Annotated in this window: 22 protein-coding genes; 6 read left to right on the forward strand and 16 right to left on the reverse strand. The window is 35.2% G+C overall.

Annotated elements, in window-relative coordinates; genetic code table 11:
- The first annotated feature begins 3 nt into the window (after positions 1-3).
- From H6622_08150 to H6622_08175, 6 genes are all read left to right on the forward strand, one after another.
- Complete coding sequence (locus H6622_08150) at positions 4-1,524, forward strand: hypothetical protein (GenBank protein ID MCB9061477.1); 1,521 nt, start codon at positions 4-6, stop codon at positions 1,522-1,524.
- A 51-nt stretch (positions 1,525-1,575) separates the two neighbouring features.
- Complete coding sequence (locus H6622_08155) at positions 1,576-3,111, forward strand: DNA translocase FtsK (protein MCB9061478.1); 1,536 nt, start codon at positions 1,576-1,578, stop codon at positions 3,109-3,111.
- Positions 3,101-4,042: a hypothetical protein gene (locus H6622_08160; protein MCB9061479.1), complete on the forward strand. Its 942-nt coding sequence runs from the start codon at positions 3,101-3,103 to the stop codon at positions 4,040-4,042. Before H6622_08155 ends, H6622_08160 begins: the two co-directional genes overlap by 11 nt.
- Positions 4,032-4,376, forward strand: a complete 345-nt coding sequence (locus tag H6622_08165) for a hypothetical protein (protein ID MCB9061480.1) — start codon at positions 4,032-4,034, stop codon at positions 4,374-4,376. The genes H6622_08160 and H6622_08165 overlap by 11 nt, the downstream gene beginning before the upstream one ends.
- A 77-nt stretch (positions 4,377-4,453) precedes the next feature.
- On the forward strand, positions 4,454-4,735 hold the full coding sequence (locus tag H6622_08170; GenBank protein ID MCB9061481.1) for a helix-turn-helix domain-containing protein: 282 nt from the start codon (positions 4,454-4,456) through the stop codon (positions 4,733-4,735).
- Positions 4,725-5,870, forward strand: coding sequence for a site-specific integrase (locus H6622_08175; GenBank protein MCB9061482.1), 1,146 nt, complete (start codon positions 4,725-4,727; stop codon positions 5,868-5,870). The genes H6622_08170 and H6622_08175 overlap by 11 nt, the downstream gene beginning before the upstream one ends.
- 127 nt (positions 5,871-5,997) lie before the next feature.
- Here the strand turns inward: H6622_08175 and H6622_08180 are convergent, their stop codons facing one another.
- From H6622_08180 to H6622_08255, 16 genes are all read right to left on the reverse strand, one after another.
- Positions 5,998-7,830 (reverse strand): recombinase family protein, encoded by a 1,833-nt coding sequence (locus H6622_08180; GenBank protein ID MCB9061483.1) that lies wholly within the window; start codon positions 7,828-7,830, stop codon positions 5,998-6,000.
- Between the two features lie 9 nt (positions 7,831-7,839).
- Positions 7,840-8,079, reverse strand: coding sequence for an XRE family transcriptional regulator (locus H6622_08185; protein ID MCB9061484.1), 240 nt, complete (start codon positions 8,077-8,079; stop codon positions 7,840-7,842).
- Between the two features lie 216 nt (positions 8,080-8,295).
- On the reverse strand, positions 8,296-8,643 hold the full coding sequence (locus tag H6622_08190; GenBank protein MCB9061485.1) for a hypothetical protein: 348 nt from the start codon (positions 8,641-8,643) through the stop codon (positions 8,296-8,298).
- Between the two features lie 3 nt (positions 8,644-8,646).
- Positions 8,647-9,390 carry a hypothetical protein gene (locus H6622_08195; protein ID MCB9061486.1) on the reverse strand — a complete coding sequence of 248 codons (744 nt, stop codon included), beginning with the start codon at positions 9,388-9,390 and terminating at the stop codon, positions 8,647-8,649.
- Positions 9,390-9,842: a hypothetical protein gene (locus tag H6622_08200; protein MCB9061487.1), complete on the reverse strand. Its 453-nt coding sequence runs from the start codon at positions 9,840-9,842 to the stop codon at positions 9,390-9,392. Before H6622_08200 ends, H6622_08195 begins: the two co-directional genes overlap by 1 nt.
- Before the next feature lie 120 nt (positions 9,843-9,962).
- Positions 9,963-10,637 carry a hypothetical protein gene (locus H6622_08205; protein ID MCB9061488.1) on the reverse strand — a complete coding sequence of 225 codons (675 nt, stop codon included), beginning with the start codon at positions 10,635-10,637 and terminating at the stop codon, positions 9,963-9,965.
- 58 nt (positions 10,638-10,695) lie between these two features.
- Positions 10,696-12,198: a hypothetical protein gene (locus H6622_08210; protein ID MCB9061489.1), complete on the reverse strand. Its 1,503-nt coding sequence runs from the start codon at positions 12,196-12,198 to the stop codon at positions 10,696-10,698.
- A gap of 2 nt (positions 12,199-12,200) precedes the next feature.
- Positions 12,201-12,815, reverse strand: coding sequence for a TrbI/VirB10 family protein (locus H6622_08215; GenBank protein ID MCB9061490.1), 615 nt, complete (start codon positions 12,813-12,815; stop codon positions 12,201-12,203).
- Between the two features lie 326 nt (positions 12,816-13,141).
- A complete protein-coding gene (locus H6622_08220) occupies positions 13,142-13,855 on the reverse strand; it encodes a hypothetical protein (GenBank protein MCB9061491.1) in 714 nt (237 codons plus the stop codon).
- Positions 13,856-14,437: a hypothetical protein gene (locus tag H6622_08225; GenBank protein ID MCB9061492.1), complete on the reverse strand. Its 582-nt coding sequence runs from the start codon at positions 14,435-14,437 to the stop codon at positions 13,856-13,858. It abuts the gene before it with no gap.
- On the reverse strand, positions 14,434-15,396 hold the full coding sequence (locus H6622_08230) for a hypothetical protein (protein MCB9061493.1): 963 nt from the start codon (positions 15,394-15,396) through the stop codon (positions 14,434-14,436). Before H6622_08230 ends, H6622_08225 begins: the two co-directional genes overlap by 4 nt.
- A complete protein-coding gene (locus tag H6622_08235; protein ID MCB9061494.1) occupies positions 15,396-16,055 on the reverse strand; it encodes a hypothetical protein in 660 nt (219 codons plus the stop codon). The genes H6622_08230 and H6622_08235 overlap by 1 nt, the downstream gene beginning before the upstream one ends.
- Positions 16,056-16,090: 35 nt before the next feature.
- Positions 16,091-18,505 (reverse strand): TraC family protein, encoded by a 2,415-nt coding sequence (locus tag H6622_08240; protein ID MCB9061495.1) that lies wholly within the window; start codon positions 18,503-18,505, stop codon positions 16,091-16,093.
- Positions 18,483-18,812, reverse strand: a complete 330-nt coding sequence (locus H6622_08245; protein MCB9061496.1) for a hypothetical protein — start codon at positions 18,810-18,812, stop codon at positions 18,483-18,485. The genes H6622_08240 and H6622_08245 overlap by 23 nt, the downstream gene beginning before the upstream one ends.
- Positions 18,813-19,124: a hypothetical protein gene (locus H6622_08250; GenBank protein MCB9061497.1), complete on the reverse strand. Its 312-nt coding sequence runs from the start codon at positions 19,122-19,124 to the stop codon at positions 18,813-18,815. It abuts the gene before it with no gap.
- Positions 19,124-19,465 carry a hypothetical protein gene (locus H6622_08255; protein ID MCB9061498.1) on the reverse strand — a complete coding sequence of 114 codons (342 nt, stop codon included), beginning with the start codon at positions 19,463-19,465 and terminating at the stop codon, positions 19,124-19,126. The genes H6622_08250 and H6622_08255 overlap by 1 nt, the downstream gene beginning before the upstream one ends.
- Positions 19,466-19,521: the final 56 nt, after the last annotated feature.

Consider the following 19,521-nt stretch of genomic DNA (forward strand, 5'->3'; position numbering starts at 1 on the left):
GTAATGTATTCGTCAACAGGTTATGAAGCCTTATATCTCTACTTGGGTTTAAATTTACAAAAAGGTTTGAGAGATATTTTAGTATCGGAGAGCTTTTTTCAAGCAATCGTATTGCTAACGATTGGTTGTATCTTTTTTTTTACAACATTTAAATTTTTTTCGAAGTATTTGCCCGGAGTCCTAGTTTATAGGGCCTCTGTCCCTTTATCTAAGTTCTTTTGGATTTTTGTTTCAATATTTCTTGGCATAAGTGTTTTAAAAGTAGGTTCAGATTCATTTGTGAAAAACTACGAAGGAGAATCATGGCATAAAAACCCTTATGTTGCTTCTAGGGGTGTTTCAATTGATGAAAGAGTCGAAGTGAGTGCCTTGTTTGATATATTATCAAGGTCAGCCAATGAGTTCAGTGCATTACTTTCACATTTAGTTGATAAGCTAATGACTAAAAGTCATTCTCAGCTAAAAGCACCTAGTTTTTTCTATAAATCAATTATGTATGCAGGAGCAACAACAATTGATGATCCTGATTTAAGAGAAGAAATTAATTTTTATACAAAAGAGTGTGTTGAAAAGGTATTACCATTAGTTGAGACTCAAGATCGCAGACTTGATTTTATTTCAGGCTTCTTTAAACAAAACCAAACAGAGCTAGACAATGCTCTTTCTGAAATAAAAATTGAAGGTCGAGATGGCGGTGATTTTGGAACTAGTTTAGATTGTTTGGAATTAAAACAAAATGTTTCAAACTCTTTTCATTCTTACGTCGATAATACAACAGATGGTTGGGGAGATACATTTAGAGATTACTACATTAAGAATTTCTCGGAAGAACAGTTTAAAAATATTTCTTATTCAAGTGCACTTTTAAATCATTATCTTGATGAAGATTGGTTTGGCATTAACAAAGGAAGTCAGGTTCCTGGAGGGGCAGCTAAATGGTTTCAATATTTAAATAAGATATTTACTTGGGATGGTTTTTTATCAATAACTGGCTCACTTCTTGGCTTTGATGGAGATGGTATTCATGGATCAGCATTAGCAGCAAAAAGAAGCGAAGAGTTTAACCAGTTACTTTCAAGAGCACCCCATGTTAAAGGTTTCATTACATTACTACTCGTTGCACTTTTTCCTTTGCTTATATTTCCTGTCGTTGCAGGAAAGTGGAAGTGGATAGTATTTTGGTTTTTAACTTATTTTTCTGTATTGCTATGGGAACCAATTTGGACGTTGTTTTATCACATTGTCACAAATCTAGCGATTGCAGGTGAAACATTAGAGTATCTGGGAGAACTAAATTCTGGTGCTCATCTTTATTATTCCAAAGTTGTTACTTCACGAATTTACTATATGTACTCAGTTTACTCATGGTTGCAGGTTTTAATAGGGCCTTTCTTTACAGGCTGTATGCTTATGAGTTTCAGAGGATTATTAAAAGATAAGGAAGAAGAAAGTGCACCGCAATTTGTAGGTGAAACAAAAAGCACAGCAATAAAAACACTCAGCCCCATGAAAGGGGCCGAGTAGGAGGAAGTTTATATTTATTAAAGACATGTCAGGAAATTATAGGAGGTTTGTTTGCAAAAAATTGATGTGAAGTCTAGTACAACAGAATGGTCAGGAAGCATTGATAGGGCTTTTAGTGAAATCTTTCAACTTTTTGGACAAGCAATATTTGGTATTGGGGTAGGACTTGGAGAACTTATTAGATTTGCTTTTCAGAGGACTTTAACTGCCTTTCTAGCTGTGTCTAGTTACTGCTTGTATGTTTACTTATTCGTAAAAGATAACATTCATTTAAAGCTATTCCTGGCCTTGGATAAGGATGCCTTCTTTTGGTTGAGGAACAAAGGGCTATTCAATGGTGATAATTTATATCAATTTTTACTAGTATCAAGTGTTGTTTTACTACTTGCTTGTGCCACTTTTGGTTTTCGTTGGATGTATCTCAGGGCCAGGGATGAGAAAATATTTAAGCTGGCCAGGCTAAAGAATTCTGAAGATAAATTCCCAAGAGTATTGAGTCGTATTCGTATTGATAATGATTCAGTTAAAATGCGAATTGACCCAAAAGGCTTAGGTGTTACAGATTTTGAATCAAAAAAAGATCAATTGGAGGGATTATTTAAGCTTGGAGTAATAGAGGAAATAAAGAGGGTTAAGAATGACCAATCTAAAATAGAAATTCTCTTTTCTAAGGCAGAATTGCCAAGAATGATTAGATTCTCCGACCTTGAAACAAGTCAGGTTTCTAAAGATCACTTCGTTGTTGGAATGTCCAAAAATGGAGTAATAACTCAAAATATTGCAGAATTACCACACATGCTAATTGCAGGAATGACAGGCTCAGGGAAGAGTGTCTTTTTCAAGCAAGTTCTTTTGTCCTTATTAGGGTCAACACCCAAACTAAAAATGTATCTTATTGACTTAAAGGGAGGCCTTGAAATGACGGATTTCAAAGACTCCGACAGGGTTGAAATCATTTCTAATGTTAAAGATGCGGTGGACGTTTTAGAGAAGGTAAAAGAAGAAATGGAAGATCGCTTTGAGCATCTAAAATCTATTGAAAAGAAAACGATAGTTCCTGAAAGAGATGGAATGCCACGAATTATTCTAGGAATTGATGAGTGTAGTGTCCTCTATATGAAAAAGAATAAAGGAAGTAGTGATTACCATAATAAGGTCAGAGCAAGAGAAATTACTGATGATATTGCCAAACTCTCTCGTGCAGCAGGAATCCACCTTGTTTTAGCAACTCAAAAGGTAACTAAGGAAACAATTGATACCAGTATTCAAGACAATATTGCTGCAAAGGTATGTTTTAAGATGAGTGGTAATAATGCATCTGTACTCGTCTTAGGTAACAAAAGAGCTGAAGAGCTTCCACAAATCAGGGGAAGAGCTATTTGGCATTACGGCCAAGACTTTATTCAATTTCAAGCACCATTTATCGAAGAAAAAGAGATTATTGAATTTTGTAAGGGAGATAAAACGAAACAAAAAACTAAGGTGTTAAAAAAGAAAAAAACAAGAGGTGAAAACATTGAGAAAGATGAAGAGTCACTTGTTGGCGAACTGGATGAAGTAAAAGAAGGAGGAACGATTGAAGAATAAAATAAAAAGAGTGAGACTTCAGCAGCGAGACATACAACTTTTTGATTATTTGTTTAGGCATCGAGTAGCGATAGCGAAAGTAATTCATAGGGACGTTTTTAATGACTATAAATCTTTAAAGTGTACAAGAGTAAGATTAAATCGTTTGATGAGGGCAGGATATATTCAAGCAAAATACTTTAATCTTGAGAGCAGAGATAAGTGCTATAGGTTAACAAGTTCCACAGTTAAAAGATTTATTGATTTTTCAAAGAATGCATATATATGGAAGGGCACTAATAGCCCAAACCATGACATTAACCTAATTGATATATGGAGGTCATTAAAGAATAGGGAGAAAATCGAATATATGCTTACTGAACATGAATATAATGTTCGGGATAATTTGAAATGTACCGAAGCAAGGATGAATCTTGGTGATTTAAGGCCAGATGGCTATTTAGAGATTCGAATTGGAGGGAAAAGTTTCAAGGCAGCACTTGAATACGAAAGGTCTTCTAAAACCAAACCAAGGTATTTAGACCTGATAGATCGTTATTACCGCAATAAAAATATAAAAGCTGTTTTCTATATATCTGAACATGAAGGAACACAGAAACAAGTTCAAAATGCTGAACTTGAGTACAGGACAAGAAGCCAGGAACCTAAATTCTTTTATGCTTTAAGAGATAGTATTAATGAGAATGATACTATTCGTTTCAGATCAGTAGGTAGTAAAGAATATCAAATTGATTTCAAACTAAGTGTTGTACCTACTGATTCCGAGACAACAGTAAGTACAAAACATATAACCATGCAATCCATTGAAAACATTAGAAAAACGATTGTAACCAAATTTTTCGACGAAAATCCTTCTTCCCCCCTATGCAGGGAGTACAACAATAAACCACAAACAAATATAAACGAAGCCGGAGGTCTGAATGGAAACTAATAATAATACAACAAATCAACAAAAGACTAAGACTGACTCTAAATACACAGGCATAAGACTGACCAAATCTACCGCAACCAAGTTGAAGAAAGTTCTCGCACAAGTTAACAAAAAAGATTTTGGAAATACTGTCAAAATAGATACTCTGATAAATTATCTCATTACAACAATGCAAAAAAATACTGTAACAGAACTGCAAGAAGATTCTCTAAGCGAAGAAGATAAGTTCAAAAGAGATTATAAAAATTACTGCTCTAAAAATGGCAAAATAACTAGAGATGAATTCTTCAAATTAGTACGTCAAGGCTTAGTATTTCAGTCCTCGCAAATGTAACGGTTTGCTTTGAAAAAGTGACAATGATTTAAGCAACTTGTGACATTAATTTTTTGATAAATAAACATAAAAAATAAATGTCAAACAGAAAGGATTTTGATAATATGGACAACGAGAATATTGGAAAGTCAGAGCGTTTTCAAAAATACTCTGACTCGTTCTTTGACAATTTAATATGGTTAACGAGTGAAGAAGCTGCCTTTTACATTCGAAAATCAGTCGGTGCTTTAAGAACTATGGTCTCTAGGGGCCAAATCAAATGTAAAAAATGGCGACGACGATTGTATTTTCGAAAAGACGACCTTGATAGGCTGCTTGAGAATTCTACAGAAATTGTAGGAGGTCTCTATGGCAGTTAATGAATATCAAGAAAACGACCAAACCTTTTATCGGGTTTACGTCAACGTAAGAAGTAAAAAAGACCCAGGCCTACGAGTGCAAAAAACACTTTATAAGCTGAAGTCAAAAAGGCAAGCGGAACGAGAAGAGAAGCGTCTCATTAAAGAGGCCCTAGAAGAAATCAACGACATTGAATGTCGTGGTCTATTGTGGGGTGCTGTCGTGAGAAAGTGGGAAGAGTACGAAAAGGAGAATACCTTTTCGAGACTTTCAGACGAGACGGTCAAAGACTATCTTGCCCTGTTAAGAAATTGGTCTGGTAAGTGGATGAAAGTTCCTGCTAACCAAATCGGAATTGCAGATGCAAGAGAAGTTCTAAGGAAGATGGAAGACGAAGGAAAATCATACAAAGTTATGAAAACCTTCAGAAACGTAGTTCATAGAATTTATCTTTGGGGGCTTGAAGAAAGACTTATCCTTGGTGTTAACAAAACACCGATGGATGGTTTAAGTCTGACTAAGAAAACTGAAGACAAACTCCCCGAAATTTTAACACGAGAGCAGATAAAAACTCTTTTATATGAGGCAAAGAAACAAGATCATCCTTGGTATCCAGTTTGGGCTTTTGCAATCCTAACGGGTATGAGGAATGGTGAACTGTATGCATTGAAATGGTCAAAAGTTGATTTTGAAAATGAAATTATGAGAGTCGATGAATCTTATAATACAAAAACAAGAACAACCAAATCAACAAAAGCAGGATATTGGCGAAACGTACCAATATCTTCTGAGTTGAAAGAGCTTTTGATTATTTTACAAAACAAGACAGGCGAAACAGACTTTGTTTTACCTAGACATTGGCAATGGGATAGAGGAATGCAAGCAAGTATATTAAGGTCTTTTTGCAAAGATATTAATATACCTTCAATCAAATTCCATACTTTGAGAGCTTGTTTTGCAACGCATTTGTTATCTGATGGCGTGTCCACTCATAAGGTGATGGCCGCAGGAGGTTGGCGAGAAACTAAGACAATGGATATATACTCTCGATTGTCTGGTGTTGATGTAAAAGGGGCAACAGAAAGCCTCAAAGTTCTACCTAAAAATCTTAACGACGAAGAAAACGTCGTTCAACTTTTCTCTTCAGATCAGTAAGAAGTTCTCCCGAAGGAGAGCTTCTTGAATTCTTTCATTTTGTTATCCATAGACTTTGGCCTAGTTTTGAAAGGCCACCCGTGATAGACTAAATGTGTAGTCAATATTGATTACAAAACGCAAACTATCACTTGAGGGGGATGCGGAAAATTCGTTGGCTAGGTTTGGCTAAGTAAAATGCACTTTTTAACCTAACTAACGAAGATAATTGGACGTGGGTTCGATTCTTCCGACCTCCACCAACTGCAATGCTGGACGAACCCTCGGTCACAAGGGTTTCGATCTCAGCATTTTTTTTTGCCTTTTTTTCAGACCTTCCACCACGAGACGTATTAGCTAAGCCTAGTGTCCTTCCAGCTTTAAGAAAAGGGAGTATGACTCCTTTCTCATCACCAGTGTTTCTCTGGTCTTTATTCTTATTCTCCTGAGTCCAAACATTAATTTGAATCAAATTATCAGGGCTAATATTGATGCTCTTTATGACGCTCTTGGCAACTAGACGCTTCTTTTGAAGTTTAAATTTTCTAAATCTCTCAGAGCTAAGCTGTTTAAGATTTTCGATAACAAAGTCTGGGTTAATTGTTTGAGGTTCTTCATTGGATGCCTTGATTTCAAGCTCAGCAATTTGTTCCTGAATATTTTGAAGCTCTTTCTCTGAGTCTTTTAACCTCTTAACAATGGCATCAACACTACCGGCCATATCTGTACTAGAAATAACATCAATGAGTTTGTTAATCTGCCCCTGTATTAGCTTTTCTTCTCTCTTTTTCGCTTTTAATTCCCCTTTATATTCAGGAGCTGAGTTTGTAGAGAGTTCCTTTAAGATGCTAATGAAATCATCTTTAAGGGCTTGATTGTTTAAAATACTAAATAGGTGCTTCTTAATTCTTTGCTCTAATTCAATTGCAGGGTATCGCTTAACCTTGCATTCTGATTTTTTGCTGTGGCCATAATAGTAATGCTTGTTTGTTTTTCCTGTGGCTGATTGGCCAAATAAGGGCTGTCCACATTCATCACAGGTAAGTAGTCCAGAGAGGATAAAGTCATGTGTTGCAGTATGCTTTACAGCTTTGTTTGCCTCTAATATCTTTGAAGCTTTTTTGAAATCAGCCTCATTAATAATTTTTTCCCAAGAGGCATCAACGAAGTGGTATTTTTCTGTAGTTTTCAATGTAGATTGATCTAGTTCTTTGTTTTCCTTATTTACTTCTCTTTTTCCCATGTAAAACGGATTCGTAAGAAGTCTATAAACTGTGGAATGAGTAAAAGCTTTTCCTCCGTAGTTGTTTCCAGTTTTAGAAGTCCATGCTTTATTTTTGATATTCTTACTCTTTAAGTATTTTAGAACCTCAGAGATTTGTCCTGATTCTAAGAATACTTGGTACATCTTTTTTACAATTCTGGCTTCATCTTTGTTAATAACTAAAGAGCCTGATTGAGTAGGGTGTTTATCAAATCCTAGAATAGGTGTCCCACCATTTAGAAGACCCCTTAATGCTCTAGCGTGGAAATTATTTTTGATACGTTCTGCCGTAAGCTCTCTTTCAAATTGCGCTAGTGCCATGATGATTGTCATAAAGACTTTTCCAGCAGGGCTAGTTGTATCGAAGTCATATTGTAAGCAGATAAAGTCTGCTCCTAAATCTTCAAGTTCTTGAACGAAATTTAAAAAGTCCGTGACTGAACGGCTAAGCCTTGATAGTTCGGTAACGATAACAGTATCAATTTTATTTCTTCTTACATCATCAAGGAGTTTTTGGTACTGAGGCCTATCGGTATTTTTTCCAGAATATGCTTCATCTTTATAAATACCAACAAGTTTTCCCCACTTATTATTCTCGTATCTATTCTTCTCTTCAATTTTTAGTTTTAGTCGTTGTACTTGAGACTTAATTGAGCCTTCTTTATTCTTGGCTTGCTCATCTGTACTTACACGACAATAAATTCCAACTTTTCTCATATAAAGTTCCTATTTATTTTTTATAATCAAATCAACTTTAAGTCCTATGCCATTGGCAATTCTTATCAATTGATTGATTGAAACCCCTCTTTCAGTACCTCGAAGGGTTTTATTTACATTCTTTCTATCCATACCGATCATTCGGCCAACTTCACCTTGGGATAAGTTTTGATTGTCCATCTCACTAAGTATTTCCTTAATCAGTTTTTCTTTAATTTCTGGAACATCTGTCTCATCCCAATCAACCACTTATATCTCCTTATCGGTACAATTAAAGACTAGCGTGAATTATCACGCTAGTCAATAGAGTAAAAAATATAAGTGATAACAGTGGGTTAGGAGCCTGTTACAGATATGTTTGGAAAAATTAATTGGCATAAGTGCTTTATTCTTTCCTTATTTTGAATATCTGATATTTCAACAGGGTTAATTTCAATTACAAACTCTTTTAGCCTAACTTGGCGTTTACGCTTCGAGAGTTCTTTCTTTTTCTTCTTTACTGACACGTTTTGACTTTGTTTTTCTCGGGGAAAGTTCCAGAAGTGTTGATTTCAAAACCGCCTCAATATCATCGTTATCATCAATATTTGAGACAACATTTTTTAGGTACTCCTTAGTGTTAAAATGTTCTTTAGATATTTTCTTTTTGTATCTAGTGAAATAGCTTTTATAAAACTCTGAGATTATCCAAGAGCCGAGTTTTGAGGGAGTAATTTTAATACACTTTTGATCTTTCATTTCTTCATACATAGAAGAAAGAGCCGAGATGGCCCCCTCATCTAAAATCAGCCGTCCTGATTTTAATTTTGTCATTTATTATCTTTTAATCCTTTTGAAGTGTGCAGTAACAAGATAGTCACGCACAATTTGATTTTTGTAAGTTCTACTTGAAGTAGAACCCTCATGTCTAAAATGTCTTCGTCCTTTACCTTGGCAGGAGCCATATCCAAGAAAACCTGTTTTAACATTTCCTTTGTTCGTATCAGGCGTAATGGCTAAACTAACTTCATTGCTTTCTTGTAGCATTTCTTTTGAAACTGCAAACTCAGTTGTAATGACCATACCACCGTGATTTGTGATTCTACCTAATGGGTAAAGATTATTACCAATTTTTAACCTTAGTTTTGAATCTTCAACTTTGTCTGAAAAAAGAATGTCTTGCTGAACTTGTCCATTATAGTTTCGATATTTCAAGTTACATCGACCTTTTCTAGGTATATCAAAGCATATTCTCTTAACTGCGAAACACATTGGACAAATAGGGTCGCGTTCACAATGTCTTTGATCCCAAAATGAACGATGTGATCTCTGATAGCTTGGGCCAAACATAGGTACGTTCATTTTTCCTGTGATCGTTAAAACAATCGTTTCTCCAACTTCAACATCTGTTAAAAATGTTTCGCCTGTGACTTTTTCTTTTTCTACTATTGGTTCATAGACTATTTGTGGAGTCGTGGGAACTGGTGTCCTATGTGCGTTTTCTGATTCCTCATCCCATTTCTCCCCACATGAAGCTAAGGAGATTAGTAGAACTGCTAAGGAAAGTTGTTTAACCAACATTATTCCTTTTCCTTTTTACTTGAAGGAATCCATTGTGGGTCTTCTGAAATAATCCATATACGGTGTCCCTCAATTAATTTTTTGCCTTGTACTTGAGTATCGACCCACTGTGATTCAACGACTGGTTTTGAAAGGCCGGGGCCATTTTCCTGTGAATAGTTTTTCGGGTAATCAACTCCAAATTTATCAAGGTTAAAAAGTGTTTCTCTTCTAGTCTTCTGGTCTCTTTTCTTTAGACCCTTGTGGATAAAGTAAGACGCAATACCACTGATTGCACCGCCGACAAGTGCGCCTTTAAGAGCGCCTTGGCCTCGGTTCTTGCTTAGTGATGCTCCTGCTACCGCACCCGTTGCAGCACCAGTCGATACACCTAGAGTCAGTGATTCTCTCATTGTTGAACAACCCGTAGTCAATATGGCCATTGCCATAATCAAAATTGATACTTTATGCATAAATGCTCCTATGTCTGATTGAGTCTTATTATTGAGTTTAGAAACTAAATAATTTCGACAAGTTGAAAGAAACTGCATTACCTGTTACAGGTAACACAGAGGTAGGGTAGAAAATGGACACTAGAACTCTAGTTCATGTCCTTTTCTGTTTTGAAAGGTGACTCCATCAATCATGTTTTGTTCATTTTCTAGCTTGTGAAAGTAAAACTTAGGTTCATGACCTTTATAATGAAGTTCTTCATAATGTTTAATCTCATTTATGATCGAGTTAGTTTTGCTAAAGTACAAAACCACATCTACATTTGAGCTAATGTAATAATCTATAACTAACTGTTCATACCTTTGAGATGCTTTTTCAGTACGTTCAAATTCAACTGCACCGTGATAGCGTTCATTATCAAAATTAATTAATGCATATCCATCACAGTTAAGATCAACAAATTGCCTCGTGAGGTCATCATTGGTGAAATCCTCAAAACATTGAAGTTCGTTCTCCGAATAATATTGGAGTATATTTTTTGAACTTTTTAATGCTTCTCCTATAATTACAAGAGGGAGATCATGCTCAATGCTTGAACTTTTAAGTTGCTTTCTTACAAGTGCCATAGGGGTTACTTCCTTTAGCTTTAGAAGCCCCTTGTCAGTTAGATGAAATACTTTTTTAAAGCTCTTTAAGCTATAATGAGATTTAAAAGATATGAAATTACTTTTCTCTAGCTTTTTTAGTCTTTTTCTTAGATTGCAAAACTCACTTGTTGGGTAACAAAAATGTTGAATCTGCTTAACGTCAGCCACTTTATACTTAAATAAAAATTCAAACAGCTTAAAGTCTCTTTCAGTTAATTTTGTGTTTTTAATTCATCATCTCCTTTGCTTTCTCGTTGCTAGATGCCTTTCGGATTACTTTTTTCTTTTCTCCTTCGACTTTTTCGAGGGACACCATTGGGCCATGAAATGTCTTTTCTTTTTCTTCAAAGTTTTTGGCAATGAGACTTAGCTCACTTTCTAGCTCATCCTCCGAAAGAAATGGTGCTTGAACTTCAATAAACTTGTTACCAGTTGCCCAAATCCCACGTCCCTTAACATCTGGAAGGTTTAAAGCCATTTTATTTCCAAGAACTGTCATTGAGCCTTGAAGTGTATTCATTCTAAAACACATTCGACCACCAATGTTCTCTTGAACTTTCGTATCAATAGTTTCCTTTGTGACCTTTTGAGTCGCTAGAATTAAATGAATACCTGCGGCTCTTGAAAGCTTTGTTAATTCATCTGTAAGCTCTCTGGCTTCCTCGATGAATTTTTTCTTAGCAGAATTGGTTTTCGTCTTTGTATAAAGAACTGATGCCTCATCAACGCCGATAATTATCTTATCCATCTTGTCCCTTACAGGATCAATTTCTTTCAACTTATTTTTCTCAAGGTAGTTAAATCTTCTATCCATTTCAGCCTTAAGATTTTTAAGAACTGTAACAGCATCTTTTTCTGTTTTTATGACCTGTACGTTGGGAAGGTCTTCAAAAGGACGCATTTCAACCCCTTTTTTTAAGTCTAAAAGGTATAGCTGAAGATTATCACTTGATTTTAAGAGCGAAATTAAAGTCTGCTTGAAGAAAACACTTTTACCACCACCAGTTGTTCCAGCGATTAACATATGTGGCAAACTGGAAATATCTTGAGATAAATATCCACCAAGAGACTCACCAATTGAAAAGTTATAAGGCTTTTCATTTTCCTCTGGTAGCTCATAGTAACTAACTTTCTCAGCCAACCTTTTTTTCGTTAAGTTGAATTGAGTATATTTAGGGTTCTTACATGGCTTAATTTCTTCAACGATTTGGCCAAGAGCCGAGGTTAAATCATTGATCTTAGTCTCATAACGATCAGCTCCTATTCCCTCAGATTTAACAATTACCCTTGATTTATACTCATCAAGCTCAATCACCTGTACGACTTTGGGGGCGACACCATTACCGGCCTTGATAGACAAGAAATCAAAATCTTTTTGATATGATTTGATTTTCTTATATTCTCTTAATCCCAACGCTGGAAAAATTAGAACAATTCCACTAGATAAGAACAGGAAGAAATAGCTAAGCCAAGGAACCTTTACAAGCAATTCAATAATTCCTTCAGTAAACCAAAATGGCATTAGCTTATGAAACAGAATCAAGAAGTCATAGTTATAGGTCGCTGTAAAGCAGGACATCGTGAAAAAGAATAGGTAAAACCATGTTTGCATTGATTTAAACTTAATTCTTTTAAGGCCATAGTGAGAAATACTAAAATAGAGTTGAAATATCTTTCCAAAAGCTAAAAATAGCTTTTCTGCCGCCTGATTAGAGTTTTGTTTTTTCATTTTTAATCTTCTTTGATTTTTAAGGGTGCGATTAGAGAAACAATAAGGTCACTTCCAGCATCTACAGTGACATATGCCTTTTCATTGGATAATTCACCGGCTTGTCTATTTGCTTCCATTTCAGAAACTTTAGATACGCCATGATAAAAGGCATTTTTCATAGTTGCTTTAGGAGTAACAGCACCGCTTTCGCCTAATGCTTGTTTTTCTGTTAATACGTCTGTCATTCCTGAAACCATGCTTAGCCCTAGAGTTGTTGCAATTCTTACTGTAGCCATTCCATGATAGTCCCCGAGTATTCCAGTAGAATAATCTTGAGGGTTTAAAGCTTGAGCATTAATTTCAAATTCTTTACCATCAGGGAAGATTGCTTTTACAAAAGTAATATAAACTTTCTTACCAGTTCCTTGGTAATTCACACTTCCAAGTAAAATTGTGTCTTTTGGAATTTTATTTTTACCTTTAAACGAACCACCATAGGGCAATAGAACTTTTATGAATTGCTTTTGATCTCTAGTATCAATGGTGCTAATTAGTTTTCCAATGAAGTTTGTTCCCGTAGGAAGGGAGCCTTCTGAAGATGGAAGGTCACTTCTGGAAATTATCTGCTTTGCCATTAACTTGATTTCTGGGTCAGGTATATGCCTTGCTCTTTTCACTTTGGACTTAACATCACTTTTATTTTTGATACCTCCTTGGATATTTGAATTTTCTTTTGTTGTAGTGAGTTCATTTTCATTATGAAATCTATCACTATTAATTAAATTCCTATCAACCTTTTTTACAATCGCTGTGTTCTCGGAAGACCCATATATTTGCGAAATAGCTATTGCTGTTACAACTAAACAACCTCCTGCAATAGCAAAGTTCTTTTGATTTAGAGTCGATTTCCCTTCAACTTCATTTAAAAAAGTCGATTTAAACCATACCTTAATTTTCTTAGCTATAAGAAGTTCCGCGAGATAATTGTTTTGAGGCTTTCGCTGCTATTAAGTAAGTGAAGAGTAAATCCTTCCTTTTTAACAAGTTTAAAGAAGATTCGACCTTCGATTCCTAGACCTTTCTCAACTTTGTCACTAGAAAAAATTAATCTTTGATTAGGCAGTTTTACCTTCGATCTTGTCAAAAAAAGATCAATGTCATTTATTTTGACTTCTTTCTTACCTTTGTTAATGATTTTAAAGTCTAAAACATAGACACTTGGTCTAATCTCCGTGATACTTTTTGTTTCACAAATTATTTTGGACTTTAGCGAAATTTTCTTTCTTACGTTCTTTTGAGACAGTTTTCTTTTCTTCTTCAATTGTAAACGTGGAGATTTCCACCGTACATTAACTAAATCGTCATATTGACTGTAGTTTCCTGCGTTCAAGATAAAACCAAATGTATGATACTCACCATAAACAAAGAGATTTGTTTTAACAGCACCTTGGGGCTGAATAGTAATATCATTTCCAATGAATTCAACATTGAAATAGTTTTGATTTCCTACAACAACTTTTTTAGGAGTTTCTCTAAATCTTAGTACAGTTGATTGGCCCAGCTTTAAATAGATAGGCTCCATTCTTTTTGATGAAACCTCTATCATTCTTATTTTTCCAGCAAATGCACTTACAGATATAAAGGAGGAACAAACCAAAAGGATAAATAATCTCATTTACTTAACCTCGTGCTCTATTAAACCATTAACGTATAGACCCAAGGGATTCCATTTGTTTGGTGAGTCTTTCAATATCTGTAATGAAATTTGAGTTACTGATATTAAAGGAAGGCCTTTAAGTCGAATTACTCGATCAAATTGTGCTACAACTTCTTTATCAGTCACAGATACGTTTATTTCTCCAACATATTGAGAAAATTTGTCTTCACCGTCTGGCTTAGCTACTTTTTTCTTAGAATTTTTTGAAACGAGGCTATAAAAGTCATCTGTTACAAATGGTCTAATATTAAATAGCATTGTTTTACGTTCAAATTTCTTCCATTCATAATTTGCCTTGATAAATGTTTTAACAAAGCGTTTAATCTCATCCTTACCAATGGGGTTATTCTTTCTAGTTGAGTGGTGACGTATGATCTCACTATTACCTTTTTCGATTACCACGGGAGGTAAAGACGATACATAGGCCAAAATTGAGAGTGTTATAACTAAGCATCCACCTAGAATAAAGCAAGTAACCCGATAGGTATTAGCAAGCCTGTTAAGGGCCAACCACTGGCCTTTTGCCGATATTTTACTCATGTTTTTCTCCGATTTTTAAAGTCAACTTTGATGACGTTGTTTGGAAGTGGTTTTGATGTGTTTCTTACCTGTGATCTCATCTTATTTGAAAAACTATTTTTCGCATGATGAAGACCTGTTTTCATTCCAGTTCCCATTCGGTTAAAGCCATTTTTTGTTCCTTGAACAGTTCCTGTTGTTAGTCTTTTTCCTTGTCTCTTAGCGACCTCTTTAACAACTTTTCCGGTCGCTAATGTAGGTGCTGCGGCAAGGGCGGAAGCGGCACTAGACATTCCATCACTGATTAGTGATTTTGTAGTAAATGGAATGAATAACATGGATAGCCCAATACAAAGATTAACTAATATGGTAGTTAGAAAATTATCCCAACTTCCAACAGCAGGACTCGTCGCCAACTTTAAAAGCATTACACCTAAGATTGACCAAAGTATTTTCCAAGTAACAACATTTATTAGCCCTTTATAGAGGTTCGTTGTAACAAATGAAGTCCCTCTGGAAATATACATTAAGATCATCAATGGGGAACAAACGTAAAGGACTGACCAAACAAAATGAACAAGAACATTAGCAACGAAGACACCAACATATGCGATCACATAGGATAAGAGGTTGAGCACGAAAATTACTGCCTCTCTGAATTTAAGCCAGCTAACCTCAGTGTCCTGATAGTTCTCTTCTAAGTGCTTCATTAAATCTTGAAGTTTGGTTATGCCTTGGATCTTTTCAGTTATTCCATCGCCAACCATAGAAATGGTATTGATAACAAAGTCGAAAGATATTAAGAGTAGAATTGATATTACAACTCTTTTCAAAATATCAGATACATTTGGATTCCTGTCAGGGATTTTAAAAAACTCTAATATTATTATTAGAAGTGTAAAAGGGATAATTAATATCCAGTACAGCTCCTTAATATTAGCATTTAACTCCCTACATACCTCTGGTAGGTATTCAAACATTAGAATTTTGGCAGATCAAAACTTCCATCAAAGCGTTTTAAGTTCTTCTTTATATCGCTATTGATTTTATTGAAGTGTCCAACACTATCTTTTCCTTGTTTGTTCATCATTGCCAAGTTCTCACCTTGGAGCTTTAAAATCTGTCCATTAATACGGAGTAATTGATTTAAAGTGTGGAGAATCTTTGCGTTTGTTTCTGCATTCATCCTCGCAGCTCCTTTAGGTGAAGCATTTCTACTTTGAATAGAAATCTTTGTTGCATTTTCCTCCTGTTTTTCAGCATAGCTTTTGATGTTACTGGCCATTTTAATACTTTCGGCTACGGTTTGATCGTGAAGCATCTGAAGAGCTGATTCACCTGATTTTGGAATTTTCCCATAGACATCCTGAATGGTATTGTAGGCCTTTTGAAAATTCTTTAGCTCTGATAAAATCTTCTCATCTTTTATGGGTAGTGAGTTTAATAGGCCTATTGAGTTTTCAAGACCTGAATTAATCAACCTAATATAATCATTCCCATGTTTGGCAGTATCTATCGCCATTTTTAACTGCTGGTATCGCTTTATATTCTCAGCTAAGATTTTAACCAAGTAAGGAATTTGTGCCCAACCAGCACCTCCATCACCCCAAAAGGCAAAAGTTGGAGAAGTGTTTAACATCAAAGCAAAGCTAACAATTATTACTTTAATCTTTTTTATGCTGCCTCCAATTCGCCATAGGCGATCTTTTTTAGTACATCTATTGTTTTAAGCTCTGGATATTTAACCTTCATCTTGTCGATCATTGCTTTGTCGCTTCCATCGGTTGTGCATATCCAATAACTAAGAGGGTCAGGAATAAGACGTAAAATAACTTTTCTTTCATCTTGCATATAGAGAAATTCAGAATATTCTCCCTTAACAAGTTCTAAACTTTTAATTACTTCTGTCTCATCCTCTGAGAAATCCATTGTTTTTTGAAAGTCTTCCCAGTCAATTTTTCTTTGCCTCAAGATAAAAACACTACTGGTATTTGGAAATACAGCATTTTTAATATCTTGATTGCTTAAAAAGTCTTTATAGTTCTGGCTAATACACCAAATACCACCGTTAAACTTTCTAAAGGTTCGATATGCCTCAAGTGTAAAACTCAATCCACTTTGAGTTTCAAAAAGTTTCCAAGCTTCATCTATAATTAGAAGATAAGGCTTTGATGTATCTTTTGAGGCCTCATTCTTAATAAAGTCTGTAAACAACAAAAGAAAAACATTTTGAAGGTCTGGATAAGTGTCTAGGCCTTTCATCTCTATAGTAATGAGGTCTTTATTTAGAGTGACATTACTTTGACCATCAAGCATTCGTCCAAAAGCTGTATTTCCTGTCCATGAATAAAGAATTTCAGAATATTTTTTCATTTCTGAGTGATGATGATTTTCCAAAACTGACTTTAGATCACTTAAAACAGGGGTTCTCTTTTTCACTTTGTCATAAGTCATAAAAATTGCTTCTTCCAGTAATGCTTTATCTCTTTTAGGTAGTCCACGGCTATCCTCATCTTTTAGTATGGATTCAAGAGCAGCTAAAATAAGCTTCACTTTTGAAGTCGAAGGGGCATCTTCACCATTAAGATCGAACATATTAAGACATATTTTAGAATCAATATTGAGGTCAATAAATTCGCCATCAAGAACTTCGAGTAAACGCTGAGAGGAAGCACCATTGTCAATCCATACAATTTTTGGAGTTGGATTTTGACCATAGAATTGGAGCATTAACTGGCAAATCGAAAAACTTTTACCTGCACCAGAACCTCCAAAGATTAAACCATTCCAGTTCGGTAGCTCTTTAGCAAATGGGTCTAAAGAAAATAGTGAATAGTCTCTTGTTGGTAACAAGCAAACTGCTTTATTGTTTCCTTTCCAATTCCCATAAATAGGACATAAATGACTAGCGTTGGAGCTTTTTACTTTTTTATTTCGTAATCCCTTACAAACTCCCGGCCCGGAACCAAGAAAAGCGTCAAGAGAGGGATAGGTTTCAAGTAATCCTTCGCTTTGATTTAAACCTTTAAATGCTTTTAGAACCATGTCAGTCTTATTGTCTAACTCTTCAAGACTTTCGTCCCAGATCGTTAAACTCATATTCATGGAAACTAATTTCTCTGAACCATCAAGTAACTCTTTGATTAATTCTTCAATTTGACCAAGCTTGCTCTCTGATTCGATATCTGACACATTTTTACTTCCAGATGCCATAGAATGTGCAATTCTTCTTTGTAGCTGTAGTCTTTCTAGTTCTTTCTTTTGATCTTCAATCTTGACGCCTTGAGATAGCCAAAAGTGAAAAGGCAGTTTTGTGAAATTATGAATCATTGCTGCATGAGTAACACCTTCGGGCAATAAGCCTAGTGTGATTACACGAAACTTTTTCTTTCCTATTTCAAGATGATCTTTTGAGAAACTAACATCTGTTAAGGATATTTGCTCTTTAAAGTCAGGTGAAAGATAGAAACTCTCGTCTCGATACTTTGGTGAACCTAGATTTTGTTTTCTTTCAAGGTTGAAATATTCAAAACAAACATTATGCCAGTCAACTGCATTCAACTTTTTAGGTGATAAGTCGCAGTGATTTAAAGCATTTTCAACTTGCTTGTTTGTTCTTAAAAACTTCTTTTTAAAGGCATCATATTCAGTTTTAAATATAGGCTCATATTTCTTTAATGATTCCCAAAACTTTTGCTTAGAATACTTATGTTTTTCACTTCTGATGAACAGATAAACATCACTTTTAAAGTAATTATGGTATTCCATATTAGTCTTTAAAAACTCAGTTCTTGCCTCTGTGACATCTTGGTAGATAGCTGGCGCATTGATTGAAATGTTCTCGTGTTCATTTATCTTTTCTTGGTAGTCTGAGCTAACCTTGTAAAAGAATTGAATACTTAAACCTTCTTCAATTCCTGTCAGCAAATGCTCTAAATTTGTTGAGAGTTGATTGATCTTTTCACTTGTTGTGCAGTTAATATCAAAACCCTCAAGTTTATATCCAAAGCCTAAACTTCCATCCTCAAATACCATAATGTCATTATCAAAATGCCAATAAGGTAATTTATCTTTTAAACTTTGACTCATTGATCCTCACTTTAGTTTGTTTGAAGAACATTCCTTTGTTTCCTGCTGAGAACCTTCCATCATTCATGTAGTATCGAATTAGGTGAACAAGAAAACCATCTGGCTTATTTCTTTTTGCGATAAAAAGAATTACTGCCATAATTGCAGGTACAACGAAGACGAGGTAAAAACCTAATACTGTCTGACCGAAAATAAGATTCATTATTGCCGCAAATAAAAGTACAAAGAGAAGATCGTGGACTTCTAGGCCCACGATCTTGAGTTTTGAATCTAATTTTCTATGTACGATAGATTGATCTAGCTTCACTTATTGCCCTGCTGCTGATTGGAACCAACCAATAATGTGAGGGGCCATAAAGCCAACAATACTACATACAATTACCATGATGATTCGACCTTTAGCTGCACCATCTCCAGTTAATGCAAGGATAACGGCATAAACAAGACCAAGGACGCTTACTAACGGTAAAATTACCGTAATAAGTTTAGTAGTAAGTCCTTGCATTTTTGATTCAAAGCCGCCACCCATAACCTGTGCAAATGCCGACTCAGGAAAGAGGGCCATAACTCCAATTAATCCAACCATAAAAAATACTGAAAAAGCTGTAGATTTATTCATTACTGTTTTGCTCCTAAAAGAAGTTTTCTTGAGTAAGGCCCAAGGTTCATTACAATGTCGCCGTTTGTATCTGGGCTACTAAAGCCTTCACCAATAGGTCTTCGTTGATGAAACTTTCCATTTCTCTTAATCACGACTTCAACACGGAAATTGATGTGACCATTAGTAGAATCCATAGGTTTTAGGTAATATTGGTTCTCTGGGTGCATATCAATTTTTAATCTATATTCGCCAAATTGCTCATCATGAAATGCAACACCGGCTGGGTAGTATTTGTTTGTTTGCTGGTCGTACCACCAAAGTTGAAAAGTTTCGTTTTTTGTTGTTTTATTTGTTTCCATTTTTATCTCCAAAATTTATTAATAATTTACTCACCATTTCACCTTCCAAGTTCTAA

The sequence above is a fragment of the Halobacteriovoraceae bacterium genome (assembly GCA_020635115.1).
Taxonomy (GTDB): Bacteria; Bdellovibrionota; Bacteriovoracia; order Bacteriovoracales; family Bacteriovoracaceae; genus JACKAK01.

Coding starts and splice junctions, on each gene's coding strand:
- H6622_08150 (MCB9061477.1), top strand. CDS start 4: ATGTATTCGTCAACAGGTTATGAAGCCTTATATCTCTACTTGGGTTTA.
- H6622_08165 (MCB9061480.1), top strand. CDS start 4,032: ATGGAAACTAATAATAATACAACAAATCAACAAAAGACTAAGACTGAC.
- H6622_08170 (MCB9061481.1), top strand. CDS start 4,454: ATGTCAAACAGAAAGGATTTTGATAATATGGACAACGAGAATATTGGA.
- H6622_08175 (MCB9061482.1), top strand. CDS start 4,725: ATGGCAGTTAATGAATATCAAGAAAACGACCAAACCTTTTATCGGGTT.
- H6622_08180 (MCB9061483.1), bottom strand. CDS start 7,830: ATGAGAAAAGTTGGAATTTATTGTCGTGTAAGTACAGATGAGCAAGCC.
- H6622_08190 (MCB9061485.1), bottom strand. CDS start 8,643: ATGACAAAATTAAAATCAGGACGGCTGATTTTAGATGAGGGGGCCATC.
- H6622_08195 (MCB9061486.1), bottom strand. CDS start 9,390: ATGTTGGTTAAACAACTTTCCTTAGCAGTTCTACTAATCTCCTTAGCT.
- H6622_08200 (MCB9061487.1), bottom strand. CDS start 9,842: ATGCATAAAGTATCAATTTTGATTATGGCAATGGCCATATTGACTACG.
- H6622_08210 (MCB9061489.1), bottom strand. CDS start 12,198: ATGAAAAAACAAAACTCTAATCAGGCGGCAGAAAAGCTATTTTTAGCT.
- H6622_08215 (MCB9061490.1), bottom strand. CDS start 12,815: ATGGCAAAGCAGATAATTTCCAGAAGTGACCTTCCATCTTCAGAAGGC.
- H6622_08220 (MCB9061491.1), bottom strand. CDS start 13,855: ATGAGATTATTTATCCTTTTGGTTTGTTCCTCCTTTATATCTGTAAGT.
- H6622_08225 (MCB9061492.1), bottom strand. CDS start 14,437: ATGAGTAAAATATCGGCAAAAGGCCAGTGGTTGGCCCTTAACAGGCTT.
- H6622_08230 (MCB9061493.1), bottom strand. CDS start 15,396: ATGTTTGAATACCTACCAGAGGTATGTAGGGAGTTAAATGCTAATATT.
- H6622_08235 (MCB9061494.1), bottom strand. CDS start 16,055: ATGTTAAACACTTCTCCAACTTTTGCCTTTTGGGGTGATGGAGGTGCT.
- H6622_08240 (MCB9061495.1), bottom strand. CDS start 18,505: ATGAGTCAAAGTTTAAAAGATAAATTACCTTATTGGCATTTTGATAAT.
- H6622_08250 (MCB9061497.1), bottom strand. CDS start 19,124: ATGAATAAATCTACAGCTTTTTCAGTATTTTTTATGGTTGGATTAATT.
- H6622_08255 (MCB9061498.1), bottom strand. CDS start 19,465: ATGGAAACAAATAAAACAACAAAAAACGAAACTTTTCAACTTTGGTGG.